Below are 14,205 nucleotides of genomic sequence, written 5' to 3' on the forward strand. Positions count from 1 at the left end.
AATGACACCAATCAACCCCACTTTAAATTATAAACCATGTTTAAAAAAAATCATAAATTAAATCAATGGCTTTGGAAATGGCACTTCATAGCAGGGCTTATTTCTTTGCCCATAGTCATTTTATTGGCTATTACAGGTGGTATCTATTTATTCAAAGATAGTTACGAAGCTCCAAGACAAGCCCATATAAAAACGGTTAAGGTTGAAGGTGAACCCATATCATACCAAGAGCAATGGCAATTAGCTAAACCGAATTTGCACAAACCACCTTTTACAATGGTGATTCCAACTGAAGCTAATCAAGCTACAGCATTTACTTCGGGCATGTTTAGTCATAAAAAAAGTGTGTTTATAAATCCTTATAAGGGTGAAATTACCGGAAATATTAATCCTAAGGATACCGATATGCATAAGGTTAGAAAACTACACGGCGAGTTGCTGCTAGGTAAATTCGGCACAAAAATCGTTGAGCTTGTTGCTAGTTGGCTTTTTGTATTAATTATTACTGGTATTTACGTGTTTTGGCCAGCGAAAAAGGAAGGAATAAAAGGATTTTTTAAAATTCGTTTTAAGCAGGGAAAACGTATTTTGTTTAGAGATTTACATACTGTTTTCGGGTTTTGGATATCCATTTTATTACTCATGACGTTGGCAGGTGGTATGCCATGGACCGATGTTTTCGGCGATAGTTTTAAATGGGTACAAAAGGTTACAAATACAGGCTTCCCTAAAACCTGGAATGCCCGGAGTTTAAAATCGCATGCAGAAGGTAAACCCATTTCTTTGGATGATATGGTAACCCTTGCCAAGTCAATGGACTTAAAGGGCGAAGTAAGCCTCGGTTTGCCAAAAGATAAAATCGGTGTGTATAGTATTTACAATACCACATTCGATTTGGGCGCACAGAAGCGTTTTCATTTCGATCAGTATTCCGGAGAGCAGTTAGTACACCATAATTGGGAAGATGTTGGTATTTTAATGCGGGGACGTATGTGGTTTATGGCATTTCATCAAGGGCAATTCGGACTCTGGAATTGGGTTTTAATGATCTGTGTTGCCGTTTTACTAACCTTTATATCAGTAGCAGCATTAGTATCGTATTTAAAGCGTAAACCAGATGGAAAGTGGGGCACACCAAAAGTACCAGCTAAGTTTAAAGTGGGTTATGGTGTTATGGCTTTAATTGTTTTGCTTGGTGTTGTTTTTCCGTTGTTTGGTTTTAGTGTTTTGGCGATTATTGTAGTTGAATTATTGAAGAAAAAAAGACTTCGTTCTGAATGACAAGTAAAAAAGAGCCTTAAATACTATGAATTGAGATATTTTAAGGCTCTAACTATCAACACGAAAAATCTTATCTGCTTTGATGCATTGGTCAATATTTTCAATAATCATAATTGGTGGAATGGATGCCCTGTTGTTAAAATATACATAAGGGAGTTTTTCGTAAAAGTCGTCAAACTCCTTTCTTGTTAAAACATCAGTTCCGGTATTATTTTCTTTATCAATGCGAATAACAATAATAACCTTTAGCCCCGTTATACAGTGTTTTACAACGTTGTCTGATAGTCCGGATTTGTTTAACAATCCAATTAATGTAACTATAATATCGTAGGGCGGTAGTGCAAAATTATCTGATGATGTATTGACCTCTGTTTTTTCCATAGAACTAATTAATGTTTTAATGACACTTAAAAAATTGTAAGTTGAGGTTAGGTTTAATAGGTGCTGAGATACTGAAACATTTATCCTGAATTTAATTCAGGAAGTTCAGCACATGCAAATTCAGCACTAGTGCCCATAATGTATGGAAACAAAAAGACGTGGAACTCAACTTATCGCATCAGAGGTACTGGTATACCGAGGAACAACAAGAGAGCCCACGTCCATAGACGTGAGCATCATACTTATCTTCTCGTTCCTATAAAAATTACCAGTTTTCTGATACGAGATTCAAAGCGAATGCTTCAATATTTTATTTGAAGAATCGCAAAATTAATATTTCTAGACCAAATGTAGTAAAAATATTGTAAGTAGGTAATATTACCCACATGTTTTTATAAAAAACTTTTGAAATTGCTTTGAAATCGGTATGATGTACAACGAAACAGACAAGAACAATTTTAAGGTCTTATTTGGAAAAAACTTAAAAAGAATTAGAGAATCTAAAAAATTAAGCTTTAGACAATTAGCTACTCGTTGCAATATAGATTATAGTGATATTAGTAAAATTGAAAAAGGGAAACGGAATATTCAGTTATCTTCATTGCTGGAATTGTCTATTGGTTTAGATGTTCATCCTAAGGAATTGTTTGATTTTGAGGTTGGTTTGGGCTATAATAAGTGATAGTTAAAGTTCTAAGCATAAACTTTGAGAGTAAGTCTATAGACACCTTTGTCATAATCGATTTAATTTCTATGATCATTTATTGTTCTATCATGATCACTTTTTATGTTGGCAAATCCTCCAACTACATGAATAGGCCAAGCAAAACCAATCCAAAATATAGAACTTTGAAGGGGAGGATTTTTTGCATTTTTGAACATTGCAAATAAACCAAAAAGTAACGAGGTTATAATATAACTTAGAAGTATTACCCAATACCATTTTATATCAAAATCCCAAAAGTTATAGGTAAGAATGACAAATATTATAACTAATACGAATGAGTGAGTATTATTCATTTTTTCTATTTTGTGAGTATTATTTCTTCCTTAGTTTCCAAACCCCAGAACTTAAATTAAATTTGAGTCCAATCTTTTTAGCATGAATATAAGGGGATACAAGCCTTAAATTTGAAACATCGCAAGAGTCTGTCCCTTCTACTTGTTGCTCTCGATAATGGTCATATTCCATTTTTACCCTTCTACCTAATCTTTCATTTATTGGGGCATAAGGGTTTCTACCTTTTCGCATTTCCTTGAGTGAATCTTCATTAAAGCATTTCCTTGCTTCAGGATGGTTTGCCCACTGCTTGTTTATTATACGCCTAACATAATTGTAGTTAGAACTATTAACATTATTGTGTATGTAGTTTTGAACCTCTTGAGGAATTGCGATCGATTTTTTCGAAATAGAATTTGAGTTTTGAACCTTTGTTTTTTTGATTTTAGAATTATCTATTGAAGCAGCCATAGTTTCCTTTTTTTAACTATGTTGGTGTTGGTTAAAGGTAAATATTTGAATAAAATCATCAGTTAAAAACTGATGATAGCGAGTTTTTTGTTTTAAAAAAATGATAATCGAATACATATACCTTAAGATGCTACAAAGTTCTAATTTTGTTTTACCGCATTTCATTTCCACCAAAGTTCATTTAAGGAACTCGATGCTCTTGAAATAAAACGAAACTCTTCAAGAGCATTAAGTTCTTTTATTTCCTTGACAATCAATTTATCAGAGTAGTCCCACCATTTTGCCATAACTTTATCGTTATCATTTAGTTCAATGACAATATTTCCGTTAATGTCTTTACTCGATAATTCTGTGTCATTTAATTTTAATATTTTATCACTATTTATTGTAGCGATTATTCTTGCTTCTTGCTCTCGTCTTACTAAAGAATTAATACTATTAAGACCTTTCAAGTATTTTGAAAATGTTTCTAAGGAATTCGTTGCATCCGATAACAATTTCTGTTCAATGTGATACTTAAAAAATAAATCTCCATTGATACTTGATAATATTGATTTTCGATTTTTTAAATAAATACTGAGCCTGGGGGGTCTATCTGAAAAAGCAAATTTTGAATATGTAAACATAACTCCTTTGTCAATCAATTTTTTCACTAGTTCTTTTGATTGTTCCAAGCAAGACTCCAAAGTATCCTCATCTATTTCATCTAATATTGATTTCCTTTTATTTGAAGAATATATTCCTGAAAGTGATTCATTTACAATATTCAACAAATCACTTGCTTTATCAAGATTGATTTTTCCGGTTAATTTTTTAGCTATGTAATGCTGAACTTTTTTATTCTTACAATTACAATAAGCGAGAGCATTTAAACTAGCTTTTTGAATATCTTCATTTTTAGAACTTGACAAATCTTCGAGTAAAGGAATTGCTTCATAGTCGGAAGTTTTTTTTAGGTGATTTATTGCAGCAATTCTAACTTCTAAATTTTCTTCTGAATCTTTTATATAGTGTCTGTTTATGATTTTAAACTCATCATAATCAATATTATGTAAGTTGGTAAATATTGCCGTGAGCTTTTCCGTATTATAAGAATAAAAAATAAAATCCTTTGAAAGAATAACTTTTAATTTGGCCATTAATCTCTCTTTCTCATTTGGTTCAAATCTCGCCTCAGATAAGATTGAAATAATACTTTTAAATGTATCAATATCTAAATCAGGTCGATCAATCACGTCAATAAAGTGCTCTAAATGTTCAGGTTTTAATTCAAATCGTGAAAACCTATTGTGCTTTAGTTTTTCTAATTTTAACAGATAAGATTCTGTCAGTGCGTTGGTATATAATATTTTTGCTTTGTTCTCATACTTTTTTAAAATATCTGTTTTGGCTAACTCTCTACTAATGCTTGTTTCTGCTGTCTTATTTATCGCATTTTTAATGTCTGAATAAGTTTTTATTCCCAGTATTGTTAGTAAAACTGAAAATAACGCTATCACCCATAAGAAAACTCTTGAAACAGTGGTAATTGTATTTTTTATTAATGTTCTATCTCGATCAAGATGTTCGCTTACTCGTTTATCTGTGGAATCGGTAAGTTCAGATTTTATCTTTAGATACAGAAACTCTTGGTCTTCATTAAACTTATCCATAATGTTTTTAATGATTTAGTATTATTGTATAAACGTTACTCGGTTATGTGTTTTTTGTTGAAGGTTAGTCGAAATGATATACTTCTATATCGCCAATTTGATCGCTTCTAATTTTACTCAACCAGCATAAGAGATCTGTAAAGACCTCAAATGGGACATCGTTTTTTATCCCTATAACAACTCTAAACCTGTAAGTAACAGCTTTTTCTATCTCTTGTATAGCATCAAATAATTCAGATTCATCTTTTATATCGTTATTGAGATATAATATTCTTGAATCATCGATTACAATATTTAAATATTTATTAGCTATGGAGTGGTTTTTTAATTCCCAATCCGCATCTTTCTTATCTAAAAATGTTATTTTTAGATTTTCTGAACAGTGGTTTTTGTCTGAGCTCTGCGAGTAAACACTATAACTCATCAAGAGAAATACTATAGCTGTTGTTATTTTCATTTTTTTGATTTTGAATATTTTAAAATAAAATTAATTGATAAGTTTTCTTTTTTCAATACCCATTACAGGGTATTTATTTTTGATTAACTATAATTTATTACAATGATTTGTTTTACTTGATGGGAGCTTACCCGGCTATATTCCAAATAGAAAATCTTGACTAGCGATCTTTCACTAACGAGTGCTGTGCAGGCTTATCTAGTAAAAGCCAGTAGCATCGTTTAAAATCTTATTAGAGCCTATAAGAAGAATTTTTTTTCATTGCTTTATGCCCCATGCAAAACAATTTAGTTTACAGTTGCTACATTTATTCTCAATCATTTCAATTGCTTTACCGCAAACACCACAATCAACTTCTTTCATATTTGGTTTTTGATTGTATTTAATAACTTCCTGATACCATGGTTCATTAATAATTCCGTCGCTGAATGCATTTACTATATCAATTACTAGTTCTTGAGCTGTATTTTTATCAATCTTGTTATTACTTCTTTTTTCTGATATACTTCTTAACACATTCTTTATTTTTAAATGGAATAATTTGCTTTTCAGTTTTGATCCTAAATTCAATCCAAATAGCAAAGGAATAATAGATGAAATTATTCCTGTTATTAAAGCAATGGTAAAATTGTGAGAGTATTTAGTTACAGGTTCGTTCCATAGATCGTAAACTTTATTTCCGCAAAAAAGCATCAAAATTATTGCAGTACCATAAATGTAAAATCTATTATATCTAATTAGATGATTCATTAGTTTTACTTGTTATTAACCACGTATCTATTTTAGTTGAGTTTTCGTTCAAGTAAAACTATAGCACTTTGTAGCATTTATTTTTCTTACATCTGTCTAAACATAAGAAGTTTATTTAATTTAACGACAGAATTATCTTATAAAATAGAATTGTATAATAATTAAGTCACTTTTGTTAAAACTTGGGTGTTTTGAAGTTATAAGATTGATGAATAGTTTTTTAAAGACTCGATTTAAGAGATTCTTCACTGCGTTCTGAATGACATATCAATGCTCAACAACCTCTTTTAAACGCTTTCCAAAGTCGAAAAGGGCTTTAATCTCTTTAATACTAGCCAAACGTTCTTTTCCAAAAATCAATAAAGATTCGCCGTTAGATTCGATATGGTAATACGGATTACTTTCAAAGAAATGAACAAGGTCGTCGTCGAAGAAAGCTGTTATGGCTTCTTCGTTGTCCCCTAGTAGATAAAAACGTTTAGAGAAATCAGAATGATTTTGAATAGGAATATCTTTAAAACCAGCGAACGAATATACCTTTTCTAAAAAGCCTTCCCTATCCAATGTAAATTCTGGAATGGCCTGATTTAATTTTATATGAAGCATGGTAGACCTAACGACTTCCTTGGCTATAAATTCCCCTTCGGAAAATTCTATATCGAACAGGTTTATCGTATGGTTTTTATACGACAATTGATTATAAATATGGTTGATGTTTTTAGTATTGAAAAACAAGAAGTGATTTAAAAAATCTATCTCCTTACGTTTTTCGGAGGTGTAGATTAAATCATAATCCTCGGCCAGATCTTCCATACTTGTTTGGCGTCTGGTAAGGTTATTTTTAATAATATTTGGCACGGGCAGTAAACGACGCAAAGCAAAAGGGTGCTCAGAGTCGGTATCGTGCATATCTAAACCAATCACATCAAAATGACCACCACGCTTTTTAAATAACTCCTGATAGTTGTGCATGTTTTCCATAACCGTATGGTCTACAAAACTGCACATCGAAAAATCTACGATAACTTCTTTATCTTCCGGCACAGCGTCTAACTTCTCTTTTAGCTTGTAGTAGTTTAAAAAGCTGCAAAAATGCTTTACACTAATGTAATAATTGTCATGACCTTCTTCCTGATACATTAAAACATTCGGTTTCATAACATTTCTAAGGAATAGCGAAAGCGTTTTGTTAAGAACAATATGAATAATAAAAGTAATAACTACCCCAGCTATAATGCCAGTTATTAACCCTATTTTTAGAGTTACAATAAGGGTTGTAAAAAATATAATGAGTTGTTCTTTACCTATAAAGAATATTTTTCTAATAATTTTAGGTGACGCTAGTTTGTATCCCGTAAACACCAAAATAGCCATTAAAGCGGGTAAAGGAATGCGAGTTAATTGAGTACTGAACAACACAATAAACATAACTAAAAAGGCCGCATGGAAAAAATTAGAAGACCTGTTACTAGCACCATTATTAACATTAACAGAACTTCGCGCGATAACAGTAACCACATTTAATCCGCCCAGAAAACCACTGCCTATGGTGGCTAAACCAAGTGCCTTAAGATCCTTGTTTACATTAGATCGTCTTTTTTCAGGATCGAGTTTATCTACCGCCTTAATACTTAAAAGCGATTCAATACTTGCAATTAAAGTAATGGCGAGTACGCTAGACCAAAACGAAAAACCACCAACCTTTGAAAAATCGGGTAAATGGGTATTCGCGATAATGGTTTGAATATTTGGAATCCCGGAGATCATGTATTCTTTTGCTATGGGGTTGTTCTCATGCACAACAAGTTCGAAGTAATAACTAAAACCAATGGATAAAATAACAATCCACATAGGCGCCGGGATGAGTTGCAAGTACTTGTTCCTTACCTTGGAATAGAACATCATAATAGCCAAGCTTAAAATACCTGCTAATGCTGCGAATATTAACCCTTTATTTTCATAATGCAGTGCATCGTTAATAGTAAACGGAATTTCAAAAAGATAATCTAAAGTTTCTTCCCGCGAAATTTTATGAGCAAACATAATATGAAACTGCTTACCAAGAATAATTAAACCAATAGCAGCAAGCATGCCTTGAATAGCGGAAGACGGAAAGAAATCTGCCAATTTCCCCATCCTGAAAAACCCAAGTAGCATGATTAAAATTCCGGAGCACACAATGGCTGCATATGCGCTTTCTATGCCCAAGGTTGTTATAGCTATTAAAAGCACTCCTACCAGACCATTACCGGGTCCTGCAATCGTTACATGGCTTCCTCCCAATATAGAAACAAGAATACCGCCGATTACTGCAGCGATAATTCCGGCAATAGGTGGCGCATCACTTGCCATAGCAAGCCCTAAGCCCAATGGTAATGCAATAAGACTAACTACAAAGCCCGAAAATATATTTTTGGGTAATGCACTAATAAAATCTTTTATTTTATTTTTTTTAGGACTCATTGAAGGATTAGCACGTCTGTTGGTAATTCGGTTAAAATATGTTCGATATCATGCGGAAATAAACGGTCCCAAAATGTCATTTTACTTGGGGCATTCATCACCAATAAGTCGGCTCTTGAAATTTGGGCATAGTGCCCAATGGAGTATCCTTGTTTACCGAAAATAGGCTGTAATTTGGTAACAATACTTTTAGTGTATTTTTCTGGAATATGTTCTATAATGTCTTTAATTCTCGAGTTTTCTCTAAGTCTTATACGCTCTTTAATAATATTAGCTTTACGCAAGGATTTATCGTCGTCTACCTTTACAGAAACCTGCTCTTGTTTTATTTCTTCAACAATAGTGATTTTTTCTGCACTGAGATGGCTGGCAACATAATATGCTGCTTTTATGGTCTGCTCGGTTTTTGGGTCTTCTAAACCATTTACAACAATGTGTTCACATGCTACACGCTCTACCGAAGGTTTTATTAATAGTAAAACAGAACATTTTGCTTTACGTGTAATTTTTCTGGCAATAGACCCTACATAGTACTTTAAAAAGCGCTCGCGCTGTAAAGCTCCAAGGATAAGGAGATCGATATCTTTTTCTTCGGTGGTCGATAAAATAACGTTTACCGGATCTCCCGGTTTGTAAACAACCTCATACTTTAAATTGTCCTTCTCGAAAGGTTTTAAAAACACCTTAAGCATTTTTACCTTATCATCAGATACCTCTCCAACATGTATTAAAATTAACTTGGAATTAAAGAAAAGGGATAATCTAGCAGCCTCAAAAAGATTTGCTTTCAAGTTAGGAGAAAAGGCTACGCCAATACCAATACTTTTAAATGGTTGTAAAGACAATTATTTAAGATTTATTTTACAAGAGCAGAAAGATAACATTTTTTGAAAACATAAAAATCATCTGTTTTATTTAAATTAGTATCTAATTAATGTGAATTCGGCACACTGTTTTTTGTATTTTGCTGACTGTTAATGAATTGAGTCTATGCAAGGCCGAAACCTAATTGAAGTTTACATTATTTAAGAAATATGCTGCCCAATATTAGTTGGTTATTGGTAGCACTTTTAATTGGTTTTTGTTGAATTTGTATTAAACAAAATAAAAATTTATGTTAGAGCTAGCAGGTATTATAATATTAGGTATTTTGGCACAATGGGTAGCATGGAAGTTCAAGATTCCCGCTATTTTACCATTAATCTTAATTGGTTTGTTGGTCGGGCCTATTGCTGCCGAATTTTTAAGCGACGATGGTTCAAAATGGATAGAACCTATTTGGAATGGAGAAAAAGGACTGTTTCCTGGTGAAGGTTTGTTCTACTTTGTGTCGCTGGCTATTAGTATTATTCTTTTTGAAGGCGGATTAACATTAAAGCGTTCCGAAATAGATAATGTAGGTCCCGTTATTACTAAATTGATAACAATAGGTTCTGCAGTTACTTTTTTTGGAGCAGGGATATTGGCTCATTTCGTTTTTGGACTAAGCTGGGAGCTGTCATTTTTGTTTTCGGCATTAATAATTGTTACCGGACCAACAGTAATCACGCCTATTTTAAGAAATATTCCGCTTAAAAAAGATGTGTCGACCGTATTGAAATGGGAGGGTATTTTAATAGATCCTATTGGGGCTTTGGTAGCGGTACTCGTATTCGAATTTATTAGTGTTGAAGGCGATAGCGGTTTTACTAAGACAGCTTTAATTGAATTTGGAAAGATTATTCTTTTCGGTACTACTTTTGGCTTTACGTTTGCCCATGCCTTGGCGTTTGTTATTAATAAAAAATTGGTTCCGCATTATCTGTTAAATGTTGTATCGCTTTCTACGGTACTATTGGTTTTTGTTGAATCGGAAGTCTTTGCACACGAATCGGGTTTATTGGCAGTTGTTGTTATGGGAATGGTTTTAGGGAATAGTAAATTAAAGAACATAAAAGAACTGCTTTATTTTAAGGAATCACTGAGCGTTTTATTAATTTCAATTCTTTTCATCCTATTGGCAGCAAATATTAATATTGAAGATTTAATGCTGCTTGTTAGCTGGAAAACAGCGTTGCTTTTTGCTTCTGTTGTTTTTATTGTTAGGCCTTTGGGAGTGTTTTTGAGTACTTCGAAATCTAAGTTAAAAACAAACGAAAAGGTATTTATAAGCTGGGTTGGTCCACGGGGTATAGTGGCTGCCGGTATTGCCTCGCTGTTTGGAAGCAAGTTAATGAAACAGGGTGTTGAAGGTGCCGAATATATAACACCTTTGGTATTTATGATTGTTCTTGGAACTGTTTTGCTTAATGCAACCACGGCTAGAGGGTTTGCCAAAATAGTTGGTGTTTTTCTAAAAAGATCGGAAGGTATTTTAATTTTAGGAGCATCTCAGGTTTCCAGATTAATAGGACAATATTTAATGAAAAACCAAAGACATGTGGTTTTAATAGACAGCAATCAGGCTAATATCCAGATGGCACAAGAATTGGGACTTGAAGCTATAAATACCGATATATATTCTGAAGATTTAGATGACAATATAGAACTTAACGATATGGGGTTTTTAATGGCTCTAACTGGTAGTGCAGATATCAATAATTATGCTATTGATAAGTTTGGAAAACAATTTGGCGAAAATGGGTCGTTTAGATTGATAACGGCCGATGAAATGAATGGCCCTGATAATGTTCCTAATGAAGGTTTATTTTCTCAAACAGACGACTTTAATGTGCTTACAGAGGCCGCTCGAAAAAATCCTAAAATTCATGAAATTAAAATTAACGATAAGGCACATTGTAAAACTTTAATTGCGATTGCAAATAAAGAACCAGATACGGTACCTCTATTTATTAAAGATAAGAATGGCGTTTTAGAAATAATATCTTCTTATAACAATGCTATTGATAGGGTTGAAAAAGGCTATAAATTGGTTTATTTGGGAGAGCCTATAAAAGAAGAGGAATAGATCTAAAATTGTCATTCAGAGGGAGGAACGACCGAAGAATCTGAATTAGCGTATAACAGCATTGAGATTCCCTGCCTACTGCAGATAGGTTCGCTTGCTTCGACTTTAGTTTATCTTGAGCGAAGCAGAAAGGCTCAGCACGAGCTGCTCTGAATGACAATTTTTTAAGCCATAATATGAAGCTCTGTAAACTCTTTATTAAGAACTAACGTGTTATCACCATTAAGCTTAATATCCTTAAAAAGAATTTCTTCATTATCAACCTGAACTTTAGAAATTTCAAAAGGTAAACCATGTAAGCATAATTTAAACGTTTTATACGTTGTTATAAACTTACCGGATTTATGCTGTTGAATGATTAGTTCGTTTTCCTTACCAAGCAATTTAAAGTCTCTTAAACTATATCTTCCCTTAATGTAATCGTAACCATCTGTAGCATCTTCATAAACCGTAGAGTTTTCTTTACCTAGTTTGTAATATACATCCAATAATAATTCGTCAATAACCTTTTCACCTACATATTGCTGAACAGGATATTTAGGTATAATAGCGCCTTCTTTTACAAAAATTGGCATACTGTCCAGATCTGCATCTACCCATAACTCCTGACCTCCGATTACTACTTCATCCGTCCAGAAATTATACCATTTCCCTCTAGGAATATACATGCGTCTTCCTTTCTGGTTAGGTCCTGTAATTGGGCATGCCAGTATTTCTTCACCAAAAATAAATTCATCATTTCTGTAGTGCGTTTGAGAATCTTCTTGATCGTAAAGCACTAACGATTTTAAAATCGGAACACCTTCTTCTGCATATCTCCAAAAAGCAGTGTATAAGTATGGCAGTAATTGATATCTTAATTCGATAAACTTTCTTACCACGTCGGTTATTGTATCTCCAAAAGCCCATGGTTCTTGATCACCATGATCTCCGGAAGAATGCGTTCTACAGAATGGGTGGAAAATACCCAATTGAATCCAACGGGCATACAATTCGCCATTAGGTTGTTCTGCAAATCCACCAATATCCGATCCTATGAACGAGAACCCCGACATACACATGCGTTGTGCCTGTAGGTTTGCTATATTTAAATGATCCCAGGTAGCGACATTATCACCTGTCCAACTAGATGTGTAGCGTTGTGTACCAGAATATGCGGCTCTAGTAATTACAAACGGTCTTTTAGGATACGAGAATTTTTTTAAACCCTGATAAGTTGCTCGAGCCATTTGCATACCGTAAATATTATGAGCTTTTCTATGGCTGCACGGATTACCATCGTAATCGTGTCTTACATCATCAGGGAAGGTCTTACCGGGAACATCCATAACAGCTGGCTCATTCATATCATTCCAAACACCTTTTACACCTATATCTTCAATAAGTTCCTTAAACAAAGTAGACCACCATTCTCTTACTTCTGGTCTCGTAAAATCGGGGAAGTAGCATTCACCTGGCCATACTTTTCCTTTCATATAAGGTCCGTCTGCGCGTTTACAGAAATAATCTTTTTCGAGGCCTTCCTTAAATATCGAGTAATCCATATCTATTTTAATACCCGGATCTATAATAACGATGGTTTTAAAGCCATCGTCTGCCAATTCAGCAACCATTCTTTTAGGATCTGGAAAATGTTCTTTACTCCATGTAAAGCACCTAAACCCTTGCATATAGTCGATATCTAAATAAATGGCATCACAAGGAATCTGTAATTCCCTGAATTTCGCAGTAATTTCTTTTACGTTCGATTCTGGATAATAACTCCATTTACATTGGTGATAGCCTAAAGCCCAAAGTGCTGGTAACTCGTGGGGTTTCCCTGTTAAATCGGTATAATTGGCAACAACATCAGACATTTCGGGACCATAGATGAAATAGTAATTCATTTCGCCACCTTGAGCCCAAAAACTGGTTATGTTACGACGTTCTTGACAAAAATCAAAAAACGAACGGAATGTGTTATCAAAAAAGATTCCATAAGATTTTTTATGGTGTAATCCTGTATAAAACGGGATAGCTTTATAAATAGGGTCGGTATCCCTGCCATAGGCATAAGAATCTGTTACCCAATTTTCAAAACGCTTTCCTTTAAGGTTGTTGTCTACAGGCTTATCGCCCAAACCATAGTAACTTTCACCTGGCTGAGAGGTTTTGGACATCTTTACAATATCGCCGCCATGCTCATAACTTTCTTCCCAATGAAACCCGAGTTCGTCTTCACAAATTAAAGCGTTATCGTTAGCATCGAAAATAGAGGTTCGTAAGTCGGCTTTTGAAACATGACAAATAAGTTTGGCCGTAGTTATAATGTAATTATCGTCACTTTCGGTAACTTCAAGATGGTTATAGCCCCTGCTTGCATATTTGGTTATGGCATAAGAAAAGTCATTTTCAAAACTACCTGTTGTACTGTATCTAAATCGTAAAACACTATCTCGACGTACGGTAATTTCCAATATAACATTGTTCTCTGTGGTAAATGAGAGGACGTTCAGATTCTTTTCGTATGAAACTATTTTAGATGGAAACAAGTTTCCTTTATATTCTAATTCTGTATTTAAAATCATAGCGGTTAGCGCAGTTTAATAATTGCCTAAATTACTAAATTTAGTAGGCAAAAAGGGGTTGTTTATATTAAAAAAACAACAAGATTATTTTATAAAACGCAAATTAATAGGTCGATATTTAAGGAAACCTCAAACAAATTGTTATTTAGCGTGTTTTCGATGTTGTTTTCTCAAAATAAAGCGTGTTAAAATGCTGAAGTTTAAACGATTGTCATTTTCGCATCCAAGATGTAACG

The 14,205-nt window shown here is 33.6% G+C and carries 11 protein-coding genes; 3 read left to right on the top strand and 8 right to left on the bottom strand.

Translation table 11 applies throughout. The features are described from left to right. Positions 1–36 precede the first annotated feature (36 nt). Entirely contained in the window at positions 37–1,281 is a 1,245-nt protein-coding gene (locus C1H87_RS12510; RefSeq protein WP_102756139.1) for a PepSY-associated TM helix domain-containing protein, read from the top strand. A 48-nt stretch (positions 1,282–1,329) separates the two neighbouring features. On the opposite strand, the gene C1H87_RS12515 is transcribed toward C1H87_RS12510, so the two are convergent. Continuing rightward, entirely contained in the window at positions 1,330–1,662 is a 333-nt protein-coding gene (locus C1H87_RS12515) for a hypothetical protein (RefSeq protein ID WP_102756140.1), read from the bottom strand. Positions 1,663–2,089: 427 nt separating this feature from the next. Here C1H87_RS12515 and C1H87_RS12520 point away from each other — a divergent pair, with 427 nt between their 5' ends. Then, complete coding sequence (locus C1H87_RS12520; RefSeq protein WP_233783117.1) at positions 2,090–2,344, top strand: helix-turn-helix domain-containing protein; 255 nt, start codon at positions 2,090–2,092, stop codon at positions 2,342–2,344. Positions 2,345–2,701: 357 nt separating this feature from the next. Here the strand turns inward: C1H87_RS12520 and C1H87_RS12525 are convergent, their stop codons facing one another. The 6 genes from C1H87_RS12525 to C1H87_RS12550 form a co-directional block, all read right to left on the bottom strand. Continuing rightward, positions 2,702–3,133 carry a hypothetical protein gene (locus C1H87_RS12525; protein ID WP_102756142.1) on the bottom strand — a complete coding sequence of 144 codons (432 nt, stop codon included), beginning with the start codon at positions 3,131–3,133 and terminating at the stop codon, positions 2,702–2,704. Positions 3,134–3,294: 161 nt separating this feature from the next. Further along, the gene (locus C1H87_RS12530) at positions 3,295–4,785 is read right to left on the bottom strand and encodes a HEAT repeat domain-containing protein (protein WP_102756143.1); all 1,491 of its coding nucleotides are present in this window, start codon (positions 4,783–4,785) and stop codon (positions 3,295–3,297) included. Positions 4,786–4,849: 64 nt separating this feature from the next. After that, positions 4,850–5,242: a hypothetical protein gene (locus C1H87_RS12535; protein ID WP_102756144.1), complete on the bottom strand. Its 393-nt coding sequence runs from the start codon at positions 5,240–5,242 to the stop codon at positions 4,850–4,852. A 258-nt stretch (positions 5,243–5,500) separates the two neighbouring features. Then, on the bottom strand, positions 5,501–5,992 hold the full coding sequence (locus tag C1H87_RS12540) for a hypothetical protein (RefSeq protein WP_158655217.1): 492 nt from the start codon (positions 5,990–5,992) through the stop codon (positions 5,501–5,503). Between the two features lie 267 nt (positions 5,993–6,259). Then, positions 6,260–8,455, bottom strand: a complete 2,196-nt coding sequence (locus tag C1H87_RS12545) for a SulP family inorganic anion transporter (protein ID WP_102756146.1) — start codon at positions 8,453–8,455, stop codon at positions 6,260–6,262. Then, entirely contained in the window at positions 8,452–9,300 is an 849-nt protein-coding gene (locus tag C1H87_RS12550) for a universal stress protein (RefSeq protein ID WP_102756147.1), read from the bottom strand. The genes C1H87_RS12545 and C1H87_RS12550 overlap by 4 nt, the downstream gene beginning before the upstream one ends. Positions 9,301–9,569: 269 nt before the next feature. Here C1H87_RS12550 and C1H87_RS12555 point away from each other — a divergent pair, with 269 nt between their 5' ends. After that, on the top strand, positions 9,570–11,402 hold the full coding sequence (locus tag C1H87_RS12555) for a cation:proton antiporter (protein ID WP_102756148.1): 1,833 nt from the start codon (positions 9,570–9,572) through the stop codon (positions 11,400–11,402). 164 nt (positions 11,403–11,566) lie between these two features. Here C1H87_RS12555 and C1H87_RS12560 read toward each other — a convergent pair whose 3' ends face one another. Then, on the bottom strand, positions 11,567–13,969 hold the full coding sequence (locus C1H87_RS12560; protein WP_102756149.1) for a glycoside hydrolase family 31 protein: 2,403 nt from the start codon (positions 13,967–13,969) through the stop codon (positions 11,567–11,569). Between the last annotated feature and the right edge of the window lie 236 nt (positions 13,970–14,205).

This window comes from Flavivirga eckloniae (genome assembly GCF_002886045.1).
In the GTDB taxonomy this organism is placed as follows: Bacteria; Bacteroidota; Bacteroidia; order Flavobacteriales; family Flavobacteriaceae; genus Flavivirga; species Flavivirga eckloniae.